The 25,184-nt window shown below is 62.6% G+C and carries 22 protein-coding genes; 17 read left to right on the forward strand and 5 right to left on the reverse strand.

Annotation, left to right across the window (positions count from 1 at the left end):
• Positions 1–42 precede the first annotated feature (42 nt).
• Both H7U37_RS03200 and H7U37_RS03205 read right to left on the reverse strand, forming a co-directional pair.
• Complete coding sequence (locus tag H7U37_RS03200; RefSeq protein WP_204873545.1) at positions 43–2,985, reverse strand: acyl-CoA dehydratase activase; 2,943 nt, start codon at positions 2,983–2,985, stop codon at positions 43–45.
• A gap of 379 nt (positions 2,986–3,364) precedes the next feature.
• Positions 3,365–4,024, reverse strand: a complete 660-nt coding sequence (locus H7U37_RS03205; RefSeq protein ID WP_204873547.1) for a chloramphenicol acetyltransferase — start codon at positions 4,022–4,024, stop codon at positions 3,365–3,367.
• A 152-nt stretch (positions 4,025–4,176) separates the two neighbouring features.
• Here H7U37_RS03205 and H7U37_RS03210 point away from each other — a divergent pair, with 152 nt between their 5' ends.
• The 16 genes from H7U37_RS03210 (at position 4,177) to H7U37_RS03285 (ending at position 23,889) form a co-directional block, all read left to right on the forward strand.
• A complete protein-coding gene (locus H7U37_RS03210; RefSeq protein ID WP_243414212.1) occupies positions 4,177–4,929 on the forward strand; it encodes a glycoside hydrolase family 25 protein in 753 nt (250 codons plus the stop codon).
• A gap of 73 nt (positions 4,930–5,002) precedes the next feature.
• A complete protein-coding gene (murB, locus tag H7U37_RS03215; RefSeq protein WP_204873549.1) occupies positions 5,003–5,920 on the forward strand; it encodes a UDP-N-acetylmuramate dehydrogenase in 918 nt (305 codons plus the stop codon).
• Positions 5,921–5,942: 22 nt separating this feature from the next.
• Positions 5,943–6,803, forward strand: coding sequence for an RNase adapter RapZ (rapZ, locus tag H7U37_RS03220; protein ID WP_204873551.1), 861 nt, complete (start codon positions 5,943–5,945; stop codon positions 6,801–6,803).
• Positions 6,804–6,840: 37 nt separating this feature from the next.
• Positions 6,841–7,863 carry a gluconeogenesis factor YvcK family protein gene (locus H7U37_RS03225; protein ID WP_204873553.1) on the forward strand — a complete coding sequence of 341 codons (1,023 nt, stop codon included), beginning with the start codon at positions 6,841–6,843 and terminating at the stop codon, positions 7,861–7,863.
• A 27-nt stretch (positions 7,864–7,890) separates the two neighbouring features.
• A complete protein-coding gene (gene whiA / locus H7U37_RS03230; protein WP_204873555.1) occupies positions 7,891–8,787 on the forward strand; it encodes a DNA-binding protein WhiA in 897 nt (298 codons plus the stop codon).
• Between the two features lie 32 nt (positions 8,788–8,819).
• Positions 8,820–9,263, forward strand: coding sequence for a hypothetical protein (locus H7U37_RS03235; RefSeq protein ID WP_204873557.1), 444 nt, complete (start codon positions 8,820–8,822; stop codon positions 9,261–9,263).
• Positions 9,264–9,275: 12 nt separating this feature from the next.
• The gene (locus H7U37_RS03240) at positions 9,276–9,566 is read left to right on the forward strand and encodes an MFS transporter (RefSeq protein ID WP_204873558.1); all 291 of its coding nucleotides are present in this window, start codon (positions 9,276–9,278) and stop codon (positions 9,564–9,566) included.
• Between the two features lie 65 nt (positions 9,567–9,631).
• Positions 9,632–13,120: a DNA polymerase III subunit alpha gene (locus H7U37_RS03245; protein WP_204873559.1), complete on the forward strand. Its 3,489-nt coding sequence runs from the start codon at positions 9,632–9,634 to the stop codon at positions 13,118–13,120.
• Between the two features lie 252 nt (positions 13,121–13,372).
• Complete coding sequence (locus H7U37_RS03250) at positions 13,373–15,076, forward strand: efflux RND transporter periplasmic adaptor subunit (protein ID WP_204873560.1); 1,704 nt, start codon at positions 13,373–13,375, stop codon at positions 15,074–15,076.
• A gap of 16 nt (positions 15,077–15,092) precedes the next feature.
• Positions 15,093–15,788 (forward strand): ABC transporter ATP-binding protein, encoded by a 696-nt coding sequence (locus H7U37_RS03255; RefSeq protein WP_204873561.1) that lies wholly within the window; start codon positions 15,093–15,095, stop codon positions 15,786–15,788.
• The gene (locus tag H7U37_RS03260) at positions 15,785–17,029 is read left to right on the forward strand and encodes an ABC transporter permease (protein WP_204873562.1); all 1,245 of its coding nucleotides are present in this window, start codon (positions 15,785–15,787) and stop codon (positions 17,027–17,029) included. The genes H7U37_RS03255 and H7U37_RS03260 overlap by 4 nt, the downstream gene beginning before the upstream one ends.
• Positions 17,030–17,053: 24 nt before the next feature.
• Positions 17,054–19,450, forward strand: coding sequence for an S-layer homology domain-containing protein (locus H7U37_RS03265; protein WP_204873563.1), 2,397 nt, complete (start codon positions 17,054–17,056; stop codon positions 19,448–19,450).
• Between the two features lie 300 nt (positions 19,451–19,750).
• A complete protein-coding gene (gene trpS, locus H7U37_RS03270; RefSeq protein ID WP_204873565.1) occupies positions 19,751–20,752 on the forward strand; it encodes a tryptophan--tRNA ligase in 1,002 nt (333 codons plus the stop codon).
• A gap of 29 nt (positions 20,753–20,781) precedes the next feature.
• Positions 20,782–21,894 carry an MraY family glycosyltransferase gene (locus H7U37_RS03275; protein ID WP_204873567.1) on the forward strand — a complete coding sequence of 371 codons (1,113 nt, stop codon included), beginning with the start codon at positions 20,782–20,784 and terminating at the stop codon, positions 21,892–21,894.
• Positions 21,891–23,045, forward strand: a complete 1,155-nt coding sequence (gene wecB, locus H7U37_RS03280) for a non-hydrolyzing UDP-N-acetylglucosamine 2-epimerase (RefSeq protein WP_204873569.1) — start codon at positions 21,891–21,893, stop codon at positions 23,043–23,045. Before H7U37_RS03275 ends, wecB begins: the two co-directional genes overlap by 4 nt.
• An 85-nt stretch (positions 23,046–23,130) precedes the next feature.
• Entirely contained in the window at positions 23,131–23,889 is a 759-nt protein-coding gene (locus H7U37_RS03285) for a hypothetical protein (RefSeq protein ID WP_204873571.1), read from the forward strand.
• Here the strand turns inward: H7U37_RS03285 and H7U37_RS03290 are convergent.
• From H7U37_RS03290 to H7U37_RS03300, 3 genes are read right to left on the reverse strand one after another with little or no spacing between them, the layout of a single operon-like run.
• Positions 23,882–24,112 carry a hypothetical protein gene (locus tag H7U37_RS03290; RefSeq protein ID WP_204873573.1) on the reverse strand — a complete coding sequence of 77 codons (231 nt, stop codon included), beginning with the start codon at positions 24,110–24,112 and terminating at the stop codon, positions 23,882–23,884. The two genes, H7U37_RS03285 and H7U37_RS03290, sit on opposite strands and share 8 nt — an antisense overlap.
• Complete coding sequence (locus H7U37_RS03295) at positions 24,105–24,470, reverse strand: hypothetical protein (RefSeq protein WP_204873574.1); 366 nt, start codon at positions 24,468–24,470, stop codon at positions 24,105–24,107. The genes H7U37_RS03290 and H7U37_RS03295 overlap by 8 nt, the downstream gene beginning before the upstream one ends.
• Before the next feature lie 27 nt (positions 24,471–24,497).
• Positions 24,498–24,782: a hypothetical protein gene (locus tag H7U37_RS03300; protein ID WP_204873575.1), complete on the reverse strand. Its 285-nt coding sequence runs from the start codon at positions 24,780–24,782 to the stop codon at positions 24,498–24,500.
• Positions 24,783–24,882: 100 nt separating this feature from the next.
• Between H7U37_RS03300 and H7U37_RS03305 the strand changes: the two genes are divergently transcribed.
• Positions 24,883–25,184 (forward strand): metallophosphoesterase family protein (locus H7U37_RS03305; RefSeq protein WP_204873576.1); only part of this gene is annotated, 302 nt, incomplete at its 3' end.

The raw sequence follows: 25,184 nt of genomic DNA on the forward strand, positions 1-25,184 counted from the left end.
AAAACCAAAGTTCCTTTCGGCAAAAATGAAAAATAGGATGGCTTAGTGTTCCGCGGCGTCCTTGCGGGCCTCCATGGCGGCCATGAGGGAGCGGATGCGGATGGTGACGGCACCCAGATTGCTGATGTCGTCGATCTTCAGCTGGGTGTAGAGCTTGCCGCCCTCTTCCAGGATGGAGCGGAGCTCGTCGGTGGTGATGGCGTCGGTGCCGCAGCCGAAGCTCACCAGCTGCACCACCTGCATGTCGGGCTGGGTGCAGACATAGCGGGCGGCGTTGTACATGCGGCTCTGGAAGGTCCACTGGTTGAGCACCTTCCGGGGGGCGTAGCCCTCCAGGTAGGAGAGGGCGTCCTCGGTGACCAGCACAAAGCCGAAGGAGGTGATAAGGTCGTTGATGCCGTGGTTGATCTCCGGGTCGATGTGGTAGGGACGGCCGCAGATGACCACCACCGGCATGTTGTGCCCTCTGGCGTACTCCACATACTGCCGGCCGGTCTCCCGCACGTCCTGCACGTAGGCGTCATAGGCCTCATAGGCGGCCTTGACGGCGGCCTTGGTCTCCTTTTCCGGGATGCCGAACTCGGCGGACATGAGCTTGGAGATGCGCTTGGCAAAGTCCTTGTGCCGCCACAGGCCCACATAGGGGTCGAGGAATTTGGTTTCCTTCAGGGCGGGGACGTTAGCGGCCAGCAGCTCGGGGTAGTAGGCCACCACAGGACAGTTATAGTGGTTGTCGCCGATGCCCTCGTCGTTGTTGTAGGACATACAGGGGTACCAGATGGCGTCCACCCCCTCCTCCACCAGGGCCTCCACGTGGCCGTGAAGGAGCTTGGCGGGATAGCAGACCGTATCGGAGGGGATGGTATGCTGGCCCTTGATGTACAGCTTGCGGGAGGACTCGGGGGAGAGGACCACCTCAAAGTTGAGCTTGGTGAAGAAGGTGAACCAATAGGGGAGGTTTTCGTACATATTGAGGCCGAAGGGGATGCCGATCCGGCCCCGGGCGCCGGTGCCGGTCCCTTTGCCGGCCATGGCGCGGAGCTTTTGGTATTTATAGCGCATCAGGTCGGGGTTTTCCACCTTTTCCTTGCCCAGGGGGCGGGAGCAGCGGTTGCCCGAGATAAAGCGCCGGCCGCCGTCGAACTGGTTGACGGTGAGGGAGCAGTGGTTGGTGCACAGGCCGCAGGTCACCGGCTTTGCGCTGTGGGTGAAGGTTTCCAGGGCCTTGGCGTCCAGGATGGCGCTCTTTTCCAGATGGAGGTTGCGGGCGGCCAGGGCCGCGCCGAAGGCGCCCATCAGGCCGGCGATGGTGGGCCGGGTGACGTTGCGGTCCAGCTCCTGCTCAAAGGCGCGGAGGACGGCGTCGTTGAGGAAGGTGCCGCCCTGGACCACGATATGCTTGCCCAAATCGTCGGCGTTGGCGGCGCGGATGACCTTATAGACGGCGTTTTTCACGATGGAAATGGAGAGACCGGCGGAAATGTCCTCCACACTGGCGCCGTCCTTCTGGGCCTGCTTGACGGAGGAGTTCATAAACACGGTGCAGCGGGAGCCCAGATTCACCGGATGGGGGGAGAAGAGGCCCAGCTTGGAGAAGGAGGCGATGTCATAGCCCAGGGCCTTGGCGAAGGTCTCGATAAAGGAGCCGCAGCCGGAGGAGCAGGCCTCATTGAGCATGATGGAGTCCACCGCGCCGTTGCGAATCTTAAAGCACTTCATATCCTGGCCGCCGATGTCGATGATGAAATCCACGTCGGGGTTGAAGTGGGCGGCGGCGTTGTAGTGGGCCACCGTCTCCACCAGACCCAGGTCGCAGGAGAAGGCGTTTTTGATGAGGTCCTCGCCATAGCCGGTGACGGCGGCGCCCTTGAGCTGGATGCGGTCGCCGCACAGGGCGTAGATTTTCTTCAGCTGCTCCAGCACGATGGCCACGGGGTTGCCCTGGTTGGAGTGGTAATAGGTGTAGAGCAGGCCGCCGTCCGCCGTGATGAGGGCCATTTTGGTGGTGGTGGAGCCGGCGTCGATGCCCAGCCAGGCGGGCCCGGCGTAGGTGTTCACATCCACCTCGGGGGGATGGTTGGCGTTGTGGCGGGCCAGGAAGGCGTCGTAATCCTTCTGGTCGGTGAAGAGGGGGGGCATGGTGTCCACGCTGGTGCGGGCGTCCACGCTCTCCTCCAGCAGCTTGAGGACCTCCTCAAAGGGGCGCTCCTCATAATCGGTGGCGCAGAGGGCCGCGCCGATGCCGGCGAAGCAGTCGCCGTCCTCGGGGAAGATGGCGTGCTCCTCGTCCAGGTGGAGGGTCTCCACAAAGCGCTGGCGGAGGCCCTGGAGGAAGTGAAGGGGGCCGCCCAAAAAGACGATCTTGCCCTTTAACTCCCGGCCCTGGGTGAGGCCGGCCACGGTCTGGTCCACCACGGCTTGGAAGATGGAGGCGGCCACGTCCTCCTTCCGCCCGCCCTGGTTGAGGATGGGCTGGATGTCGCTCTTGGCAAAGACGCCGCAGCGGGAGGCGATGGGGTAAATTTTCTCATGCTTGAGGGAGAGGGCGTCCAGATCGTCCACGCTGACGTTCATCAGGGTGGCCATCTGGTCGATGAACGCGCCGGTACCGCCGGCACAGGAGCCGTTCATCCGCTCCTCCAGGGCGCCGCCGAAGAAGATGATTTTGGCGTCCTCGCCGCCCAGCTCGATGACGGCGTCGGTGTCGGGGTAGTACTCCCGCACGGCGGCGGCGGTGGCATAGACCTCCTGGACAAAGTCGATGTCGGAGGCCTTGGCCACGCCCAGACCGGCGGAGCCGGTGATGACCAGCCGGACCTTTTGGCCCTTTAGCATGTCCTCGATGGAGTGGAGGGTCTCGCAGGCCCGTTCCCGGGTCTTGGAGTAGTGCCGCTCGTAGGAGCGGAAGAGGAGCTTGTTGTCCTCGTCCAGCACCACCACCTTGACGGTAGTGGAGCCGATGTCGATGCCGATACGTAAACTCATAGTCGTTTGATTCCCTTTCCAGAAATGGAACGATGTGACCGGGCACAGTGCCCAAATACATTATAAAAAAGAAAACAGCAAATTTGGCTGTATCCTACATGATAGTACATTTTTCAGCTTTTTACAAGTGGCAGACAAAAAATGAGGGGATATTTCCGTTTCAGAAGGAATGGAGCAGGAAAAAGTGCCTTATTTTCAGGGGAAATTGGAGCGTTTTTCAGGCAGAAGGACAAAAGGGCGGACCGCGGTAACGCCGCACGGAAACAAGGGGACAGGGTTGGAAAAGAACAGGCCGGAACAGCCGGCTGCGGACGGCTTCGGTGAAAACGGCGGGAAAGAGCGCTGCGGGAGGGGTCCCGCAGCGCTGCTGCCGGTGGGCTTATCGGGGGAAAGCGCGGCAGTTTTCCTGAAGGCGCCGGAAGAACTGTCCGGCGTGGTAACCATCCGCGGCGGCATGGGAGATGGTGAGGGCGGCGGGCATGGTATAGCGTCCATCCTGCCGGGCGTACCTTCCGCAGGTGACGATGGGGAAGAGGTTGGGGGTCCCGCCGGCGGAGAAGGTGGAAAAGCCGGTAAAATCCAGCCAGGGAGCGCAGCTCACGCAGAAGAAGTTGGCCGGCTGTCCGGGCCGGGCCTTGACGCCGTGGTTGCCGCCGTACCGCTCCACGGCGGCGGTAAAGTGCCGGTAGAAGGTGGAAAAATCCCCGTCGTACGCACACCACAGGTCGCTGAAGGTGTGGTCGTCCTCATGGAACACGGTAAAATTGGGATGGACCGTCTCCCAGATGCCGGGCATACCCTGGGGTGTGAGCATCAGCTTCATCTCGTCCATCTCGTTGACGGTCCGGGAGACGGCGTAGAGAAGGCAGCCGTAAAAGCGCAGAGCGTTTTGATGGGCAAAGTCCAGCAGAGGGGTCACATCCAGCGCGCAGGTGAGGGAATAGCCGCAGGGCAGGGTGTCCCGGTAGTAGGCGAAATGGTCCCGGCGGGGCCAGGCGGAGAGGTCGATGGGACGGAAGGGCGGGAGGTCAGGACACATAAAAATCCCTCCAATTCTGAAAAAATGCAAAAAGAGAATGGTTTCCTCCCTAGTTTATCACAGCTCGTCCCATGGGACAAGGTGGGGCTTGCCAAAGGGAGCCGGGGGCATTATAGTATAAGAATATCAGGAAAGTACACGGAGATGTCCCTATGTTGAGAAAGATATGCAGGCTGCTGCTGCGGCTGATCTTACTTTGTGCGGTATTGGCGGCGGTGTGTGCCGGTACGGTGGCGCTGCTGCGCTGGCGGGGCCACATCCTTCTGCCGGAGGAGAGCCATCCCCAGGAGTGGGAGGTATTTGGGGTGGACGTATCCACCTATCAGGGCAGAGTGGACTGGGGAGCACTGGCGGCCCAGGGGGTGGATTTTGCCTTCATCAAGGCCACCGAGGGCAGCTCCCTCCAGGATGTACGCTTTGCCGAGAACTGGGCGGGAGCGCTGGCGGCCGGGGTACGGCCGGGCGCCTATCATTTTTTCAGCTACGATACCCCGGGGGAGCAGCAGGCGGAAAATTTCATTGCCGCCGTGCCGGTGACCGACGGGGCGCTGCCGCCGGTGATCGATATTGAATTTTACGGCGACTATCTGGAGGAGCCCGCCGACCGGGAGAGCGCCCAGGCCATTCTGGACCCCCTTCTGGCGGCGCTGGAGGAACGCTATGGGGTAAAGCCCATCCTCTATGCCACTTACCGCTCCTATCAGCTCTATCTGTCCGGCGGAAAGTATGACGACTACCCCCTCTGGATGAGCAGCCCCATGGTCAGCCCTCTGCTGTGGGACTGGGATTTCTGGCAGTACAGCCATGCCGGCCATCTGGAGGGCTACGACGGCCACCAGCAGCGGATCGATTTCAACGTCTACCGCGGTTCCCGGCAGCAGTTCGACGCCTTCGGGCTGCCGTGAGGGGGATTCTAATAAAGATAAAAATATGTTATAATCCAATGGGAAAATACAACTTGTTTCAGGAGGAAACGCTATGAATCTTTATACAACCTTGCAGGAGAAGCTGTCGGCCCGCTGTCCGGCGCTGGAGGTGCGGGCAGAGGAACCCATGTTCCGCCATACCTCCTTCCGCATCGGCGGTCCCGCCCGTCTGATGGCCCTCCCGAAGTCGGAGGAGGAGGCCATTGCCGCGGTGGAGTGCGCCGCCCAACTGGGGATAGAACCCTTTTTTATGGGCAACGGCTCCAACCTGCTGGTCTCCGACGAGGGTTACGACGGCTTCATCGTCAAGGCGGTGGGCGGACTGGACACCCTGGAGCGGGTGGGCGAGACCGGCATCCGGGTGGGAAGCGGCGTGCTTCTCTCGCGGCTGGCGGTGTTTGCCCGGGAGAACGCCCTCACCGGTCTGGAATTTGCCCACGGCATCCCGGGCAGCGTGGGCGGCGCGGTGACCATGAACGCCGGGGCCTACGGCGGCGAGATGAAGGACGTGGTGGTTTCCACCCGGGTGCTAGACCGGGACGGCCGCGTGGAGACGGTCGCGGGCGAGGCCCAGGATTTTTCCTACCGGCACAGCGCCTTTTCCGATGAAAAGCGGCTCATTTTGTCGGCGGAACTTCAGCTTCAGCCCGGCGATCCCGGGGCCATCCAGGCCCAGATGGACGCGCTGGGCCAGCGCCGCCGGTTCAAGCAGCCCCTGGACGTACCCAGCGCGGGCAGCACCTTTAAGCGTCCCGAGGGGTACTACGCCGCCGCCCTCATCGACGAGTGCGGCTTAAAGGGCGTTTCCGTGGGCGGGGCCCAGGTGTCCATCCGCCACGCGGGCTTCGTGGTCAACCAGGGGAACGCCACCTGCGCCGATGTGCTGGCGCTGGTGGAGCGGGTGCGCGAGACGGTGCTGCGGGAGACCGGGGTGACCCTGGAGCTGGAGGTGCGCACGCTGGGCGTGTAAGTGAGGAAAAGGAGAGGTTTTCATGGAGTTTTTGGTGGTTTCCGGCCTGTCCGGCGCGGGCAAGAGTAAAGCGGCCTCCTTTTTGGAGGATATGGGATTTTATGTGGTGGACAATATGCCTGTTCCCCTGATCCCCAAATTCGGCGAGCTGTGCATGGCCAGTCCGGGGCGTTACCAGCGGGTGGCGCTGGTGAGCGACATCCGGGGCGGTCAGAGCTTTGAAGGGTTTTTCCAGGCGCTGGAAAATCTGGAGGAGCTGGGCGTGGCCTATCAGATTCTGTTTGTGGAGGCCAGCACCGAGACCATCATCAAGCGGTATAAGGAGACCCGGCGGATGCCGCCCCTGATGAAGGACGGGGAGAGCCTGGACCAGGCGGTCAACCGGGAGCGGACCGCCATGGCGCCGGTCCGCAAGCGAGCCCAATATATCGTGGACACCACCGCCCTCTCCACCGCCAAGCTGAGGGGGGAGATGCTCCGCCTCTTCGGCGACGGGAAGAACGACCAGGCCATGAACGTCAACGTGATCTCCTTTGGCTTCAAGTACGGGATTCCCATTGAGGCGGATCTGGTTTTTGACGTGCGCTTTCTGCCCAACCCCTTTTATATTGCCGAGCTGCGCCATCAGACCGGCCTGGACGAGCCGGTGCGGGACTTTGTGTTCCGCTACCAGCAGACCCAGGAATTTATGACCCATATGGAAAATTTGCTGGGCTTCCTTCTGCCCCAGTACGTGCAGGAGGGCAAGACCATGCTGGTCATCGCGGTGGGCTGCACCGGCGGTCAGCACCGGTCCGTGGCCATCACCCGGGCCCTGGCCGAATTTGTACGGCGCAAGGGCTATCACGCCAGCGAAAACCACCGGGATATGACCCGGGCGTGAGGGTCAGATACCAAATATTGACAATGGAGGTACCTTTATGAGCCTGCCTTACAGTCCGTCCGACCTCCGGTGGGACCGCGATGTGCGCATCGTGGCCATCGGCGGCGGCACCGGTCTTTCCACCATGCTGCGCGGCCTCAAGTACCACACCCGCAATCTCACCGCCATCGTGACCGTGGCCGACGACGGCGGCGGCTCCGGCGCCCTGCGGGAGGATCTGGGGATGCCGCCTCCGGGCGACATCCGCCACTGCATGGAGGCCCTGGCCAACGCCGAGCCGGTGATGGAGGAGCTGCTCTCCTACCGCTTTCCCGCCGACTCCGGCCGTCTGTCCGGCCAGTCCTTCGGCAATCTGATCTTGGCCGCCTTAAATGGCATTTCCCCCTCCTTTGACCAGGCCGTGGCCCGGATGAGCCAGGTTCTGGCCATTACCGGCCGGGTGCTGCCGGTGACCAACGCGGACGTGCAGCTGGAGGCCACCTTTGAGAACGGCACGTCGGTGGTGGGGGAATCAAAAATCTTTCAGTTCAAAAAGGAGCAGGACTGCCGCATCCGTTCGGTGCGGCTGCTGCCCGAGCGCCCCGCTGCCCTCCCGGCGGCGCTGGACGCCATCGCCAAGGCGGACCTCATTTTGCTGGGGCCGGGCAGTCTCTACACCAGCGTGATCCCCAATTTGCTGGTGGAGGGCATCTCGGACGCGGTATGCGCTTCTAAGGCGGTGAAAATGTACATCTGCAACATCATGACCCAGGACGGCGAGACGGAGGGCATGACGGCCTCGGAACACGTGGAGGCGCTGCTGCGGCACTCCGGGCCGGGGCTCATCCAGATGTGCCTTTGCAACTCGGCGCCGGTACGCCCGGGGCTGCTGGAGCGCTACAAGGAGGAGGACGCGGCGCCCATCGTGGTGGACAAAGAGCAGATCGAGGCCATGGGGGTGGAGGTCATTACCCGGCCGGTGTCCTCCGAGACCTCCGACTATGCCCGTCATTCCGCCGCCCGTCTGGCCCAGGCCATTTTGGACATCTACCGGGAGCGGGCCAGCACCCGTATTTTTTGAGGACTAACGGAAAGGAGAGGGGACGCTGTGTCCTTTGCGTCGGAGACCAAAGAGGAGCTGTGCCGCGGTGAGCTGTCCCGGCGGTGCTGCGCCCAGGCGGAGGCCTACGGGGCGCTGCTCTACTGCAATTCTTTTTCCGCCGGCGGGGTGCGCATCGTCACCGAGTCGGAGGCCTTTGCCGCCCGGCTGCCCCAGCTCTTTCAGAAGGCGTTCAAGGTGCGCTTTGACCGGAGCCCGGCGGAGGGGGAGCGGGGAAAGCGGGTCTTTTTGCTGGAGGACCGGGAGAAGCTGTCCCGGCTGTTCCAGACCTTCGGGTACGACCCCCGGGAGAGCGTGGCCCACCACATCAACTTCGCCGTTTTGGAGGAGGAGCACTGCCGCTCGGCCTTTTTCCGGGGGGCCTTTCTGGCCGGCGGCGCGGTGACCGACCCGGCCAAGCGCTACCATCTGGAGCTGGCCACCTCTCACTATAACGTGAGCCGGGAGATGACCGCCCTTTTGCAGGAGGCGGGCTTTTCGCCCAAAGAGACCACCCGGAAATCCAATTACATTACTTACTTCAAGCAGAGCGAGGCCATAGAGGGCTTTTTGATTCAAATGGGCGCGCCGCTGGCCGCCATGGGACTGATGAACGCCAAGGCGGAAAAGGCGCTGGTGGGGAGCGTCAACCGGCGGGTGAACTGCGAGGCGGCCAATCTGGACAAGGCGGTGGACGCCGCCATGGACCAGGTAATGGCCATCCGCGCCCTGGAGCGGCGGGGGATTCTGGCCGAGCTGCCCGAAAAACTGCGCACCACGGCGGCGCTGCGGGTGGAAAACCCGGATCTCACCCTCACCCAGCTGGCGGCCCTCTGTGACCCGCCGGTGACGAAATCCTGCCTCAACCACCGGCTGCGCAAGCTGGTGGAGCTGTCCCGCAGCTGACCGCTTCCACCGTACAAGGAAGGTGAACACCCATGACAGTCCTTCTCCATAGTCCTTTTCTGCCCGGTACGGTGCGGGCCAGGCTGAACGCCCACACCGCGCCGGAACGGAGTCTGAAGGGAAACGCTTTTTACTGCCGGTGGAAAAAGAACGGGGAGTTTGTCCTGGTTGCCACCACCACTTGGGGAAAGGTCTCGGTGTGCGCCCTGTTCGGCCGGCTGGAGCAGGAGGGGACGGGCAGCAAAATTACGGCCCGGCTGGGACTGTGGCCGTGGCTCACCGGCCTTTGCATCTATCTGGCGCTTTTTACGGCCTTTTTTCTGATGATGGCGGCGTCTGGGGACGGGATGCTGGGTCTGGTTTCCGGCCTCCTTTTCCTGGCGCTGGCCATCCTGTTTTTCTGTCTGCGGTACGGTATCCGGAAAGGAAGCCCCAGACTGCTGGACCTGCTCAAAACCGTCTGCGGCACGGATTAGGGAGGTTATTTTATGGATGAGATCAGATACATTGACCGGAAATGGATTCTCATTCCCGGTATCGTACTGGTGGTGTGGCTGATTTTCTTTTTCCTTCCAACGTTTTTGATAAACAAACCCTGGACTCTGGTGATATTTCTCATCAGCCTGTTCCCTGTGTATGGGTGCATCCTGTATTGCAGAACCAAGCTGAACTGTCCGGCCTGCGGGGCGCCCCTTTACGCCGTGAACTATCGTTATGTCGTTGAGCATAAGCGGGAAATCTACTGCGCCGAGTGCGGCCAGAAGATCCAGGTCCGATAAACCGCCGCCCTTTTCTATCTCTTATCTTTTATCTCTTATCTCTTATCTCACACAAGGGGTGCTTTATGTCCTTTGCCCATTTACATGTACATACCGAATATTCCCTGCTGGACGGCTGCTGCCGGATTAAGGCGCTGGCCAAACGGGTGAAGGCCCTGGGACAGGAGGCCGTCGCGGTCACCGACCACGGCGTCATGTACGGCGCGGTGGATTTTTACCGGGCCTGCAAGGCGGAAGGGGTAAAACCCATCATCGGCTGCGAGGTCTATCTGGCCGCCCGCACCCGCTTTGACCGGGTCCACGAGTACGACGCCGCTTCCAGCCATCTGGTCCTCCTGTGCGAAAACGAGGAGGGGTATCGGAATTTATCCTATATGGTGTCCCAGTCCTTTGTGGAGGGCTTTTATGTCAAGCCCCGGGTGGATATGGACCTGCTGCGGGCACACCACAAGGGGCTCATTGCCCTCTCTGCCTGTCTGGCCGGACGGGTGCCCAGGCTCATTCTGGGGGACAACTATGAGGGCGCCAAGGCCCACGCCCTGGAGATGCTGGACATCTTTGGGGAGGGGAATTACTACCTGGAGCTCCAGGACCACGGCATTCCCGCCCAGCGTCGGGCCGCCGACGGGCTCATCCGGCTCCATGAGGAGACCGGTATCCCCCTGGTGGTGACCAACGACGCCCACTACCTCACCCGCACCGACGCCGCCGCCCAGGATACCCTTATGTGCATCCAGATGGGCCGGACGGTGGACGACCCGGACCGGATGCGCTTTGAGACCGAGGAATTTTATCTCAAGTCCGAGGAAGAAATGGCGGCCCTCTTCCCCCAATATCCACAGGCGGTGGAAAACGCCGGAAAAATTGCGGACCGGTGCAATGTGGAATTTGAATTCGGGCGCTATCACCTGCCTGAGTTCAAGCTGCCCCAGGGCTGCACCGACGCCGACGCCTATTTTGAGCAGCTCTGCCGGGAGGGCTTTGCCCGCCGCTATCCGGACGCTCCGGAGGGCTATCTCCAGCGGCTGGAGTACGAGATGGGGGTCATCCGTCAGATGGGGTTTGTGGAATACTTCCTCATCGTTTCCGACTTTATCGGCTACGCCAAAGGGAAGGAGATACCCGTAGGTCCGGGCCGCGGATCGGCGGCGGGGTCCATGGTGGCCTACTGCCTGCGCATCACGGAGATCGACCCCATGAAATACGATCTGTATTTTGAACGGTTTTTGAATCCGGAACGTGTTACCATGCCCGATATCGACGTGGATTTCTGCATCCGCCGCCGGCAGGAGGTCATCGAATACGTCCAGCGGAAATACGGGGTGGACCATGTGGCCCAAATCGTCACCTTCGGCACCATGGCGGCCCGGGGCGCCATCCGGGACGTGGGCCGGGCGCTGAACGTGCCCTACGCCGAGGTGGACGCGGTGGCCAAGCAGGTGCCCAGCGGGCCTCAGAATCTCCATATCACCCTGGACGAGTCCCTGCGCCTGGTCAAGACGCTGCGGGAGAGCTATGAAAATGACCCCATGGTCCGGCGGCTCATCGACACCGCCAAGGCCATCGAGGGTATGCCCCGCCACGCCTCCACCCACGCCGCCGGGGTGGTCATCACCCGCCGGCCGGTCTACGACTATGTGCCCCTGGCCAAGAACGACGAGTCGGTGGTCACCCAGTACACCATGACCACCCTGGAAGAGCTGGGCCTTTTGAAAATGGACTTTTTGGGCCTGCGCAACCTGACGGTGCTGGACGACGCGGTAAAACTGGTGGCCAGAGAGCAGCCCGGCTTCACCCTGGCGGACATCCCGGACGACGACCCGGAGGTATTCAAGATGCTCTCCGACGGCAAGACCTCCGGCGTGTTCCAGATGGAGTCGGCGGGCATGACCGGCGTGTGTGTGGGTTTGAAGCCCCAGAACATCGAGGACATCACCGCCATCATCGCCCTCTACCGCCCGGGCCCCATGGAGTCCATCCCCCGGTTCATCGCCTGCAAGCAGAACCCGGAGAAGATCACCTATAAGCATCCCATGCTCCAGCCCATCCTGGAGGTGACCTATGGGTGTATCGTCTATCAGGAGCAGGTGATCCGTATTTTCCAGGACCTGGGCGGCTATTCTCTGGGCCAGGCCGACATGGTGCGCCGGGCCATTTCCAAGAAGAAAAAGGACCAGATCGAGAAGGAGCGCAAGACCTTTGTCTATGGCGACCCGGAGCGGAACATCCCCGGCTGCATCGCCCGGGGCATCCCCGAGCAGGTAGGCCAGGACGTGTACGACGAAATCTACGACTTTGCCAACTACGCCTTCAACAAGGCCCACGCGGTGAGCTACGCGGTGGTGGCCTATCAGACGGCCTGGTTCAAGTACCACCATACCCGGGCGTATATGGCGGCCCTCCTCACCTCGGTGCTGGACTCCACCGACAAGGTGGCGGAATACATCGGCGAGTGCCGGGAGCGGGACATTCCCGTCCTGCCGCCGGACATCAACCAGTCGGAGGGCGGCTTCTCGGTGGCCCGGGACGGGTCCATCCGCTTCGGTCTGGCGGCGGTAAAGGGCATCGGCTGGGGCTTTGTGGGGGACGTGGTGGCCGAGCGGCAGAAAAACGGTCCCTTCCGCTCCTTCCCCGACTTCTGCCAGCGGATGTTTGACCACGACCTCAACAAGCGGGTGCTGGAGAGCCTCATCCGCTGCGGGGCCTTTGACTGTATGGGCCACCGGCGCAGCCAGCTGCTGGACGCCTATGAGGGTCTGGTGGACGCCATCGCCCAAAACCGGCGCAAGAATCTGGAGGGACAGTTCGACCTTTTTGGCGGGTCCAGCGGCGGGCAGGACACCCCGCCGGAGCTCCGCCTGAAGGACATCCCCGAATTTTCCCAGCGGGAAAAGATGAACATGGAGAAGGAGACCACCGGCCTCTACCTCTCGGGCCATCCCATGGACGAGTACCGGACCGCCGCCCGGTCTGTGGGCGCGTCGCCCATCGGCGGTATTTTGGCGGATTTTTCAGGCGAGGGGGGACCCCAGCGTTTTGCCGACGGGCAGAAGGTGATCCTCGCCGGCATCATCACCAGTATGAAAACCAAGACCACCCGGAACAACAGCCTCATGGCCTATGTGACGCTGGAGGACGACAGCGGCGCCATGGAGCTGCTGGTCTTTTCCCGGGTGCTGGGGGAGTACGGCGCCCTCCTGCGGGAGGACCAGGCGGCGGCGGTGGAAGGCCGGCTCTCGGTGCGGGACGAAAAGGCCCCGCAGCTCATGTGCGACCGGGTGTGGCCCCTGGACCAGGCGGCCCGGCAGCCCTCCGCCGCCCAGGCATCCCCCCGGCAGCAGGGGAAGAAGCTCTTCCTCCGTCTGCCCAGCCAGGGGGACCCGCGCTGGCGGAAAATTCAGCTGATTTTGCTCATGTTCCCCGGCAGGGAGCCCTTAAAAGCCAAGTTTGAGGATACCGGCCTCTGGTCGCCGCCTCAGCCCTGCCAGATCCATCCGGTGCTGGCGGAGGAGCTGCGGGAATTGCTGGGCGAGGAAAACGTGGTCATACAATAATAGAGCGTTGCGGGCGGCCGTTGGCCGCCCGCAAAAATTTTTCCCTTTTTAGAAACTTTTTGGTGGACAGATACGTCTAAATAAAAATAGACACAGAATTATTGTGAGGAAATTTAAGGGTTTGTTAAGAACTTGTCACCCTTTTGCAAATATCTGCCCTGCTGCCCATGTTATAATATCATGTGAAATAACGACGGTACGACGGCACGCCTGACCCCAAAAAACGCCGTCCGGAGAACAGGAGGAAGAAGCATGACGGAAGAAAAAACGCCCGCGACCTCTGCCGGGCAGATCGCACCCAAGTTCAATCCGCCGCCGAAGGCGCGCAAAAAGGGTAAAAAGGGAAAAATCATCAAAACCATCATCACCCTGGTGGTACTGGCCGCCATTTTAGGGGGCGGCGGCTACGGCCTGTGGTATTTTGTGCTCCGTCCGGAGCCGGTGGAGCAGGGGGAGATCTACGCCGTGCCCGCCGAGATCGGCTCCATCAAGAGCACCGCCGACGGCAGCGGCAGTGCCAAGGCCAAGGAGAGCGCCGCCATTACCCTCACCGAGGGTGGCGAGGTGCGGGAGCTCTTCGTGGCGGCGGGAGACCGGGTGACCGCCGGCCAGCCGCTCTATACCATTTACAGTGAGACGGCGGAAAAGGCCGTGACCGACGCCCAGGAAAAGGTGAATACCCTGAATCAGGAGTTGGCCGAGCTCCAGGCGGACGTGGGCGACCTGACGGTACGGGCGCCCTTTTCCGGTAAGCTGATCAATGTGCAGGAATTCAGCGCCGACCAGCAGGTATCCGAGGGCACCCAGATCGCCACTCTGGTCAACGACAAGAAGCTGAAGCTCTCCCTCTATTTCAGCTACGGCTATGAAAACAGCATCGCCGTGGGACAGAGCGCCACCGTGAGCCTCACCTCCATGATGCAGGATTACACCGGCACGGTGGAGAAGATCAACAAGGTGTCGTACATCACGCCGGAGGGCGCCGTCCACTTTGAGGTGGTGGTGGTCTTTGATAACCCGGGCACCCTCACCGAGGGCATGGAGGCCTCCGCCTCCATCCACCTGGCCGACGGCAGCGTGGCCTATCCCTACGCCGCCGGTCAGATCGCCTTTTATGAGAGCCAGGCGGTACTGACCAAGGCCTCCGGTCCGGTCCGCACCGCCAATCTCCTCAACTACGCCAATGTGAAGGCGGGAGACGTGCTGCTCACCCTGGGCTCGGACACCATCGACGACGCCATCCGGGCCAAGCAGCAGGAAATTTCCACCGCCCAGGAGGCGCTGAATACCGCCCGGCAGGCCCTGTCCAACTTCAACGCCACCGCCCCCATTGACGGGGTCATCACCGCCTGCACCCTCACCGAGGGCGCCCAGGTGAAGAGCGGCGACACGGTCATCATTATTTCCAACACCACCACCATGCTGGTCAACATCACCGTGGACGATTTGAACATCTCCTTCATCAAGCCGGGAGACACGGTGGATCTGGACTGGAACGGCACCACATATGTGGGCACCGTCACCTCCATCGACATGAACAAGGCCGAGAGCGGCAACGGCATGACCAACTTCCCCGTCACCCTGACGGTGGATAACGCCGACGGCTCCCTCATCGAGGGCGCGTGGCTCAACTACTCCTTTGTGACCAGCCAGTCGGACGAGTGCGTCATGATTCCTGGCAGCGCCGTCAAGAATGTGACCGATAAGGACGGCAATGCCTGCACCGTGGTCTTTGTCCAGGCGGAGGAAAAGCCGGACGAGGCCCTGGAGCTGAACCTGCCCGAGCCTCAGGAGGGGCAGAAGCGCACCTATCCCACCGAGGAGGAGGGCTACTATCCGGTGCCGGTGGAGACGGGGATCTCCGACAACCAGAACGCGGAGATCAAATCCGGCCTGGAGGCCGGCCAGACGGTCTTTGTGAACTACACCGTTACCGATTCCAGCTCCGGCTATTGATAAAAGAGGTGTCGGTATGCTCATTGACATCAAGGACCTCTATAAAATTTACAACGAGGGCAGGGAGAGCGAGGTGCGGGCCCTGGACGGGGTGACCCTCCAGATCGACCGGGGGGAGTTTGTGGCCATTGTGGGCCAGTCCGGTTCGGGCAAATCCACCCTGATGAACGTGCTGGGCTGCCTGGACATCCCCACCTATGGGGACTACTTCCTGGACGGCACCGACGTGACCGGTCTCAGCGACCGGCAGCTGGCCCGCATCCGCAACCGGGAGATCGGCTTCATTTTTCAGGGCTACAACCTGATCCAGGAGCTGGACGCCCTGGAAAACGTGATCCTACCCCTGATTTACCGGGGCATTCCGGTGTGGGACCGGGAGGACATGGCCATGGAGGCCCTGGAGAAGGTGGGCATGGCCGACCGTGCCCACCACCGGCCCAGCGAGATGTCGGGCGGCCAGCAGCAGCGGGTGGCCATCGCCCGGGCCATCGCCGCCCATCCGCCCATCATCATGGCCGACGAGCCCACCGGCGCCCTGGACTCCAAGACGGGCAAGCATGTGCTGGAGATTCTGCGGGACCTCTACCGGGAGGGGAACACCATCCTGCTCATCACCCACGACGAGGGCATCGCCGCCACGGCCAAACGGGTGGTGCGCCTCTCCGACGGGAAGATCATTTCTGACGCGCCACAGGAGGTGGACTGGACATGAATCTGCTGCAAGCCTTCAAAATGGCCTTCAAATCCATTGCCTGCAAAAAGACCCGTTCCTTTCTCACCATGCTGGGCATCATCATCGGCGTGGCGTCGGTGGTCATCATGGTGTCGGTGGTCCAGGGGCAGAACAAAAAGAGCATGGAATACTTTGAGAAGATGGGAAGCAACAAGATCAGCGTGGACGCCTACTATTATTACAGCAGCGACGGCAGCAACACCATCTTTGAGGATCTCTATGACTACTGCCTGGGGATGCAGGATCTGGTGGTGGGCGTGACGCCCAACATCCAGGTATACAACAATATGACGGTGAAATACAAGACCAAGACCGCCTCCACCCAGAACTGGGAGAACTGGGAGGATATGCTCCAGGTGGTGCTGGGTTCCGACCAGTACGGGGCCTGCAACAACTATACCCTGGCAAGCGGGCGGGAGCTGGCCTACCTGGACATTCAGAACGCCAACAACGTCTGCGTGCTGGGCGGACGGCTGAAGGAGACCTTGTTCGACTTTGTGGACCCGGTGGGAGAGACCATCACCATCAACGGCCAGCCCTTCCTGGTGGTGGGGTGGTACGAGCGGAAGGACCTGGAAAACTGGCCGGAGCTGGACAATATCGTCCTCTTACCCTATACGTTTAACCGGAGCCTCAACCAGAACAGTCCCATCAATTCCTTTGTGGTCAAGGCCAGAAGCGCCAGCGCCACCGTGAAGGCCATGACCAAGCTGGACGCCTTTCTGGGCTCCATGTTCCCCAAGAACGCCGACGGCTACTCCAACGTGGGCGATTACTACATCCGCAGCGACAACTCCTCCGCCGCCTCCATCCAGGAGCAGAGCAACATGCAGGCCATGGTGCTGGGCGGCATCGCCGGCATCTCCCTGCTGGTGGGCGGCATCGGCATCATGAACATCATGCTGGTCACCGTCACCGAGCGCACCCGTGAGATCGGCATTCGCAAGGCCATCGGCGCCGAACGGCGGAGCATCATCGCCCAATTTCTCATCGAGGCGGCGGTGATCTGCGGCATCGGCGGTCTGCTGGGCATCGGCATCGGCTATGTGGGCACCATGGTGGCGGGGAAATTTATCTTACAGGACAGCAGCCTGACCCCCAGTATTCCCATGGCCCTTCTGGCCTTCGGATTTTCCGTGGTACTGGGCGTCATTTTCGGCCTCTATCCCGCCGTCAAGGCCAGCGGCCTCCAGCCGGTGGAAGCCCTGCGGGCGGAGTAAGCAACGCGCAAAGGAGAGAAGAACATGAAGCATTGCAAACGAATTCTGGCCGGGCTGTTGGCCGCGGCTTTGCTGATGAGCCTGCTGCTGCTGCCCGCCACGGCGGCGCAGGGCGGGAGCTTTACCGACATCCAGGACCCGGACGTGGCGGAGGCCGCCGAGCTGCTCCGTCTGCTGGAGGTGGTGGACGGCACCGGCGGGACCTATTTCCGCCCTTCCGGCACCCTAAGCCGGGCGGAATTTTGTAAAATGGCGGTGTGTATCCTGGGCAAACGGGACATGGAGCCCGCCCAGCGGGGGCGCACCATCTTTACCGACGTGGGCCCCAGCCACTGGGGCAGAGGGTATATCAACCTGGCGGCCTCCCTCACCACCGCCGGCGACCTGGCCGGGACCGGCGAGGGGAGCGGGGCCGGCGACCGGCTCATCCTGGGGGTGGGGGATGGCAGCTTTGCCCCTGACCGGGCCATCACCTTCGGCGAGGCGGTAGCCATCCTGATCCGTATTTTGGGCTACTCCGCCGCCGACATCGCGCCGGGGGCATCCTGGTACGACGGGTATCTGTCCCTGGCGGCGGAAAGCGGCCTGTCCGACGGTCTGACCGGTCTTTCCGGCGGCGCCACCATCACCCGGGGCCAGACCGCCCGGCTCTTCCGCAACCTGCTTTTCACCAACGGCAAGGGGAGCGACAGCTGCTATCTGGTGAGCAAGCTGGGGGGGAGCATCACCGAGGACGTGACCCTCCTCTCCCTGGATGAGAGCGGCAGTCAGGCGGTCATTACCCTGTCCGCCGCCGGCGGCGAGCTTTTGACCCCCAAGACCGAGCGCACCGGGCTTTCCACCCAGCTGCTGGGGGTGCGGGGCGAGATGGTGCAGGATAAGGACGGGAAATTCCTCACCCTTCTGCCCAACGAGGACGACGACATCCGCCGGGTGAGCGTCTCGGGCACGGTGGACGCCAACTACATCACCGCCGGCGGCGAGAAGATCACCGTGCTGCCCGAGACCCTGGTGTGGAAAAACGGAGCGGCCACCACCTTTGAAAAGGTGTGGAGCTATCTTTACACCGGCACCCCCATGCTGCTGTGCTACGGACCGGCGGGCAAGCTGGATTATATTTACCTCTCCTCCGCCGCCCGGGTGGAGGGCGACGTTATGGTGGCCTATGCCGACCCGGAGGGCTCCAACCCCTTCGCCTCCCTCACCGGCGGCGACCCGGAGGCCAAAATCTACAAAAACGGCGTGCCCGCCTCGGTGTCCGACCTGCGGCGGTACGACGTGGCCTATTACGACAGCGCCGCCAAGATCCTCTATGTCTCCGACCAGCGGCTCACCGGGCGCTATGAAAACGCCTATCCCAATCCCACCGCACCTTCCCGCGTGACCATGCTGGGGCAGGAATTTACCGTGCTGCCCGGCGCGTCGGCGGATCTGTCCGCCTTCCGGCCCGGCGATACCGTGACGCTGCTCTTCACCAGCGGCGGCCAGGTGGCCGGCGCGGTGGGGACCGACATGGCCGAGTCCACCACCGTGGGCGTGGTGCAGAAGTGTGAAGGCGGCGCCGCCGAGGTGGCGCCTCTGGTGGATCTGGTGAATGCCGACGGAGAAAAGGTGGTGTTCCGGGGCGCGGTCAGCTTGAGCGAAAAGGCCGCCGCCGAGATGGTGGGGCAGCTGGTGACGGTGTCGTCCACCAGCGCGGGCAAGCTGAACCTCAGCAAGCTGGCCGGCGGCACGTCGGTGACCGGCAGCCTGGATGTGGACGGGCGGACGCTGGACGGCGTACCCCTCTCCCCCAACGTCCGCCTCTTTGAGCGGGTGGGACGGGGTCCCACGGCGGAGATCCAGTATGACCAGCTGACCCGCCACACCGTGGAGGCGTCCAAGATCCTCTACGCCGCCAAGGATTACAGCGGCAGATACAGCGTGCTGGTCTTTGACGACGTGACCGGCGATCAGTACGAGTACGGCTTCGCGGTCTATACCCCCGCCGCCGACTCCTATGGGGCGATACAGACCAACAATCCCCATGTGTCCGTGCGGTACGGGAACGGGACGGAGAGCCAGTCCCAGCAGCTGGTCTGCGGCACGCAGTTCCGCAAGGACGAGCTCATCGGCATCGCCGCCTCTCTGGAGACCATCAAGGAGGAGCAGAAGCTGGGCCGCTATGTCCGCCTGACCGAGGCCGAGGGGGTCACCCGCGCCGACTATGACCCGGACAACCACACCCTGCGGGTGGGGAGCGAGATCTTCCCCATTTCCCGGGAGGTCTGGTGCTACAACGAGACCACCGGCCACTGGTTCGAGGGAGAGGACGGCTATGCCCGCTTCGAGCTGGCCCGGGCCTATGCGGAAGAACTGACGGTTTATTATGACAACAGCCCGCAGAACGGCGGTAAGGTCCGCTTTGTGATCGTCCAGTGACGGTCGAATGACAAGGAGCCCCCCAGCGCCGAGCCATCCGGTCCGGCGCCGGGGGCTTCCTCTTTTGAGACTGCGGCAATCGCCGGCAGGCGACCACAAGGGTCGCCCCTGCGATGGGCCATCCAACTATACGGGCAGACCTTCCTCCATACTGACCGCTTTCCCTATCTTTTATCTCTTATCTCTTATCTCCTTGCGGCGGGGAAATCCGCCGGGAAGGATTGTAAAGCGGGAACGGATATGATATACTGCTATGGAATCCCGAAAGAAGAAACAAACACATATCAGAGGTGTTTCCCTATGGAAAATCAGAAAAAAGTCATGCTTTCCGGCATCCAGCCCAGCGGCGACCTGCACCTGGGCAACTACCTGGGCGCCATCCGCAACTGGGGGACCCGGTCGGAGGAGTTTGACTGCTATTATTTCATGGCCGATCTGCACACCATCACCGTTCGGCAGGAGCCGGCGGCCCTGCGCCGCCGCACCGTGGAGCAGCTGGCCCAGTATATCGCCTGCGGTCTGGACCCGGAGAAGAATACCCTCTTCATCCAGTCCCACGTCCCCGCGCACGCCCAGCTGGGATGGGTGCTCAACTGCTACACCATGTTCGGCGAGCTCTCCCGCATGACCCAGTTTAAGGACAAGAGCGCCAAGCATACCGACAACATCAACGGCGGCCTTTTCACCTATCCCGCCCTGATGGCGGCGGATATCCTCCTTTACCAGCCCGACTTCGTGCCGGTGGGCGAGGACCAGAAGCAGCATGTGGAGCTGACCCGCAACGTGGCCCAGCGGTTCAACCATGTCTATGGGGACGTGTTCAAGATCCCCGAGCCCTACATCCCCAAGGCCGGCGCCCGGGTCATGAGCCTCAACGCCCCGGATACCAAAATGAGCAAGTCCCTCCCCGAGGGCTGCGTGTTCCTCATGGAGAAGCCGGAGGACATCATGCGCAAGTTCAAGCGGGCGGTCACCGACTGCGACACCCAGTGGTGCGTCCGCTTCGACCGGGAGCAGAAGCCCGGCGTGGCCAACCTGATGAACATTTACGCCGCCTGCACCGGCAAGACCTATGAGGAGATCGAGCGGGAGTTTGACGGCAAGGGGTATGGCGTGTTCAAGCCCACCGTGGGCGAGGCGGTGGTGGAGACCCTGCGTCCCATCCGGGAGGAGGCGGCCCGGCTCATCGCCGACAAGGCCTATCTGGAGCAGGTCTACCGGGCCGGCGCGGAGAGAGCGTCCTATATCGCCAACAAGACCCTGCGCAAAGTGTACAAAAAGGTGGGCTTTGTGGCCCCCTGAGGCCCGTCCCGTAAAGGAGCAGACAGTTCATGACAATCGAGACCATTGGGATCGTGGCGGCGGCGCTGGTTGCCGCGCTCCTCATTTCCTTTATCACCACCCCCATCGTCAAGGACCTGGCCCAGAAGTGGGGCGCGGTGGACGTGCCCAAGGACGGGCGGCGGATGCACGACCATCCCATTCCCCGCATGGGCGGACTGGCCATTTTCTTCGGCTTTTTGTTCAGCGTGTTGATCTTCTTCCCCTTTGTCCCCGGCGGCGGCCTGAGCCGTCCCATCCAGGGGATGCTGCTGGGCGCGGTCATCATTGTGATTTTGGGGATTTTTGACGATATTTACGCCTTGCCCGCCCTGCCCAAGCTGCTGGTGCAGATCGTGGCCGCCTCGGTGGCGGTCATCAGCGGAAACCATATCGACACCATCTCCAACCCCAATATTTTCTCCGCCGAGCCCTATTGGGAGCTGGGCTGGCTGGCCATTCCGGTGACCATCGTGTGGATCGTGGCGGTGACCAACGCCGTCAACCTCATCGACGGGCTGGACGGTCTGGCCTGCGGCGTGTCCACCATCAGCTCCATGACCATGCTGGTCATCGCCCTGAGCGTGGCCGAGCCCAATGTGGCGGTCATCGCCGCCACCCTGGCCGGCGGCTGCATCGGCTTTTTGCCCTACAATCTCAACCCCGCCAAGATTTTTATGGGGGACACCGGCTCCACCTTTTTGGGCTATGTGCTGGGCGTGGTGTCGGTCCAAGGGCTTTTCAAGTATTACACCCTGATTTCCTTTGTGGTGCCCTTCCTGATGCTGGGACTGCCCATTTTTGACACCTGCTTTGCCTTTATCCGTCGGATTGCCCACGGTCAGAGCCCCATGCACGCCGACCGGAGCCACATCCATCACCGCCTCATCGATATGGGCCTGAACCAGAAGCAGGCGGTGGCGGTGCTCTATGTGGTGTCCACCATCCTGGGCCTGTGCGCCGTGGTGCTCACTACCATCAGCGCCCTTCGGGCCATGCTGCTCCTCTTTGCCCTGTGCCTGGCGGGGGCGGTGGGCGGACTCATCTACTTCAACACCCGCGGCCATAGGGCCCAGGAGGAACAGACGGAAGAGAAGGAGCAAGGAGAGGAGGAGCAATCATGAGCATTCGTGTCATGACCATTTTCGGCACCCGCCCCGAGGCCATCAAAATGGCCCCCCTGATGCAGGAGCTGCAAAAGCGGCCGGAAATCGAGGCCCTGTGCTGCGTCACCGCCCAGCACCGGCAGATGCTGGACGCCGTGCTGGAGATTTTCCGGCTCAAGCCCGACTATGACCTGGACATCATGGAGCCCCGCCAGACCCTGTCCACCATCACCACAAAATGCCTGCTGGGGATGGACAAGGTACTGGAGGAGGCCAAGCCCGACCTGGTGCTGGTCCACGGGGACACCTCCACCACCTTTGCCGGCGCGCTGGCCGCGTTCTACCACCAGGTGAAGGTGGGCCATGTGGAGGCGGGCCTGCGTACCTGGGACAAATACTCCCCCTATCCCGAGGAGATGAACCGCACCCTGGTGGGGGACATTGCCGACCTCCATTTCTGCCCCACTGAGGCAAACCGCAAAAACCTGGCCGGAGAGGGCATCACCGACGGGGTCTTTATTACGGGCAATACCGTGATTGACGCCCTGAAAACCACGGTGCGTCCTGACTTCCAATTTTCCACCCAGCTTCTCAACCAGCTGGATTACGCCGGGAAGAAGATCATCCTGGTGACCTGCCACCGCCGGGAGAACTACGGCCAGCCCATGACCAATATCATGACCGCCCTGCGCCGGGTGGCGGAGGACCATCCCGATGTGGAGCTGGTATATCCGGTCCATCTCTCGCCGGTGGTGCGGGAGGCGGCCGGGAAGTATCTGGCCGGACATGACCGCATCCACCTCATCGACCCGCTGGACGTGGAGGAGATGCACAACCTGATGGACCGGTGTTATCTGGTGATGACCGACTCGGGGGGACTCCAGGAGGAGGCCCCCGCCCTGGGCAAGCCGGTGCTGGTGCTGCGCCGGGAGACCGAGCGCCCCGAGGCGGTGACTGCCGGCACGGTGGCTCTGGCCGGCACCGAGGAGGAGACCATTTACACCATGGCCCATCGCCTGCTGACCGAGCCGGAAGCGTACCGCCGGATGGCCCACGCCGTCAACCCCTACGGGGACGGACAGGCTTGCCGGCGCATTGCTGACGCCATAGAGTGGCGTTTCGGCCTGCGGAACGACCCGCCCGCTCCCTTTGGCGCGGCGCAGGAATAAGCAACTTCCAAGGCCCGCCGCAAGATTGTGCGCACGCACGATTTGCAGCGGGCCTCTTTGACGTTTTAGGGGGGAGACAGGGGATATGGAGCGGAAAAACCGGAATATTATGGTGATCCTCATTGCGCTGGTGATCGCCGTGGCGGTGTTCTCCAGCTTTGCCGTGGACTTTTTCAGCGCCACGCCGGTCATCACCCTGCCGCCCGTCACCGCCAGCGCCGCCCCCACGCCCTCCAGCGGCCCCACGGTCTCCGGCGTCATCCGGGTGGAGGTGACCCCCCAGACGGTGCAGAACGTCATTGCCACCCTGTCCCGCCCCTCCAGCTACTACCGGGAGATCATCGTGACCTATACCGGCGGCGGCAGCATCCACTCCAGCCAATGGGTGGACGGCGGCTGGACCAAGACCGATACCAGCCTGCCCGGCGGCGTCAGCCGGCACAGCGTGGTGGGAGAGGGTACGGTCTACTGGTGGTACGGCAGCGGACAGAGCTGGCTGAGCGCCCCCGCCGACGGCCACAGCGCCGATGTGGACGGCGCCCGCATCCCCACCTATGAGGACGTACTCAGCCTGGACCCGGCGGACATCCAGGAGGCGGATTACCAGGTAAAGGACGGGCTGGAGTGCATCTACGTGGCGGTGGGGGAGGGGACGGACCACAGCGCCCGGTACTGGGTGTCGGTGGAGAGCGGCCTTCTGACGGCGGCGGAGCTGACCGAAGGGGGAACCGTGGTGCTGTCCATGACGGCCACGGCGGCGGAGCGTCCGGTGGCGGAGGGCACGGTATTTGCCCTGCCGGACGGCACCGTCCTCCACCAGAGCGGCGTCCAGAGCCTCACTTGAGCCCCAGAAAGAGGGCCAGACCCAAAATCAGCACCAGCTCGTTGTCCTCCCCGTCCAGCAGCACCAGCAGCAGGATGAGCAGGAGGAGCAGATCGCCGGCATCCCCGTCCTTGGGTCGGAGGAGGGAGAGAAGGGAGGAAAGGCCCTTTTTCTCCTCCTTGGCCTGTTCCCGGGGCTCCACGGGGGTGAAGGAGGCGGACTGGGGAATGTAGCGGTTATACACGGTCCTCCTCCTCTCCGTCGGCCTGGAAGAGCCGGAGGGCGGTGCCGGCCATACGGGCCATACGGCCCAGGCGGATGGCCCGGTCCAGCGTCTCCCGCCGCTCCTCCTTCAAAAAGGGACGTAGGGCGGAGAGAAGGGCGTCGCGCTTATCGTGGGCGTACCCCAGCGCCGCGGCCATCTGTTGGGCGGGACTGTCTCCGGTCCGGTCGTCGGGAGGCGGGGGTTCCTGCTTCTCCTCCGGCGGCGGGGCCTCCGGCTGGGAGGCGGACAGCCCCAGGTTTTGGGCCAGCGCCATGATCTGGCCCATGGCCTCCGGATCGCCCAAAATGGTATTGAGTTTTTCCTCCCATTCGGCCATGGTGCTCCTCCTGCCCGCCGGGGCGGCTTACGACTTGGGAATGCGGCGCTGGAGCGCTTCCACCGCCTGGGCGCCCTCCTGGGAGCCCATGAGCTGCTCCACCACGCCCTTGAGGGCGTCCGGATTGCCCTTGGCGGCCTCTCCCGCGGCCTGCTGCAGGGCGGGACCGGCCTTGGATTCCAGCAGGCGCATGAGCCGCTGGGTCTCGGGGGCGCGGAGCAGGTCGCGCAGCGCCTGGGGGTGGGAGAGCAGCGCGGCGGCATCGGGATTGCCGCGCAGATGTTTCAGGGGGTCGTGGGCGTCTTTGGCCATAGCGGTTCCCTCCATCCGTTTCAGAATATGCCCGGAAGAGGGCATCCATGCCCTTCCGGTCCAGTTCAGTTTATGTGCAGGAAGGGGAAAAGGTGAAGGTATGAAAATTCTGGTTTTTTCCGACTCCCACGGCAATACCAAGACGATGATGGAGCTGGTGGAGCGGCACAAGCCGGACCGCATCCTCCATCTGGGGGATGTGGTGCGGGACGCCTACACGCTGCGGGAGGCATTCCCGGACATTCCGCTGGATCTGGTGCGGGGCAACTGCGACGGTTGGCTGCCCGAGCCGGAGGAGCTCCACGTAACGCTGGAGGGGCGCAAGCTCTTTTTGTGCCACGGCCACACCTATCACGTCAAGTACGACTGGGGGGAGGCGGCCATCGCGGCCCGGGCGGAGGG

This window comes from Pseudoflavonifractor phocaeensis, assembly GCF_016901735.1.
In the GTDB taxonomy this organism is placed as follows: domain Bacteria; phylum Bacillota; class Clostridia; order Oscillospirales; family Oscillospiraceae; genus Pseudoflavonifractor_A.